Here is a 1,320-nt window from a genome sequence, read left to right as displayed (position 1 = left end):
CTCGTGGGGGTTCTGCGTGACGTCCGCGGCGTGCTCGCCCTCGTACTGCTTCCCCTGCCCCTGCTCGCCGCCACCGCCCCGGCCGCCTTCGCGGGCGGCGGCACGCGGCGGTGGTTCGGCGGGCGCGGCGAGAGCGTGCGCGCGGAGGCGCAGGCCGCCAAGGACGCCGCTGCCGCCGCCTTCTACGAACTGGACACCGCCCAGCGCGATCTGCGGATCTCCATCGAGACGATCTCCGCCGTCGACTCCTCGCCCGCGGCCCGGCACGCCGTGTCCGACTTCGAGGCGCTGGGGCGGCGCATCGACGAGGTCAGCCACCAGTACATCGGCGCGGTCGACGCGCACGACCTCGACCGCGACGACCTCGAATCGTCCGTGGCGGCCCGCGCGCGGGCCGAGCTGAGCGGGGCCAAGGACGAGCTGGACAAGGTCAAGCAGGAGCTGGAGCGGTTCCGGCAGGGGCTCGGCCCGCTCCTGGACAAGGCGGAGACCCAGCTCGCCCGGCTCGCCCCCGCCGTGGAGCGGGCCCGCCAGACCCTGCTTGCCGCGAGCAACGCCCTGGACGCCGTGCGCGCCGCGGGCCTGCGCGCCGACGACCTGGCGGCCCGCCTCGCCGCCCTCGCCCCCGAGCTGACCAAGCTCAACCAGGGCGCGGGGCAGCACGGCGTACCGGAGACGCTCCAGCGCGCCGACCGTGTGCAGCGCGACGCCGAGTCGGTGCGCGCCGAGGCCGAGCGGCTGCCGGAGCGCGCCTCCGAGATCGACCGGCGGCTGGTGTCGCTGCGTACCCGCGCGCAGGCCCTGACCACGCGCAGCGGCCAGGTCGACCCGATCCTCAGCGAGCTGCGGCGGCGGTTCGCCCTGGCCTGCTGGCAGGACCTCCAGCGCGTGCCCGAGCAGGCCGCGGAGAGCGTGCGGCAGGCGGAGACGAAGCTGAAGGAGGCCCAGCGGGCCCGCGACGAGCAGCGCTGGCCGGACGCGACGGCCCTCCTCTCCACGGTCCGTGCGCTCCTGAACAACACGGACGAGGCGGTGTCGGCCGCGGGCGACCGGCTCCAGCGGCTCAACGCCGTCTCCAAGGACCCGCAGCAGGAGATCGAGCGCACCCGGTTCGCGATCAGGGACGCCCAGCGGCTGGCGATGGCGGGCCGCTCGACCCCCGAGCCGCGGCACGCACGGCCGCTCGACGACTCGGTGGCCCGCCTGGACCGCGCGGTCGCCTCCCTCGAAGGCCGCCACCCCGACTACTGGCACTTCCTCACCGAGACCGAGGCGGTGCGCTCGACGGTGGCCCGCGTGGTGGCGCACATCCGGGAGGAG

General features: G+C 75.9%; 1 protein-coding gene. It reads left to right on the top strand.

Going from position 1 to position 1,320, the window contains the following annotated elements:
- Positions 1 to 3: 3 nt before the first annotated feature.
- On the top strand, positions 4 to 1,320 hold a 1,317-nt coding region (locus AB8Z36_RS40305; protein WP_369218316.1), incomplete at its 3' end, for a hypothetical protein.

It is taken from the genome of Streptomyces flavofungini (genome assembly GCF_041028215.1).
Taxonomy (GTDB): Bacteria; Actinomycetota; Actinomycetes; order Streptomycetales; family Streptomycetaceae; genus Streptomyces; species Streptomyces flavofungini_B.
The sequence above is the reverse complement of the archived record's forward strand: the minus strand, read 5'-3'. Positions and strand labels throughout refer to the sequence as shown.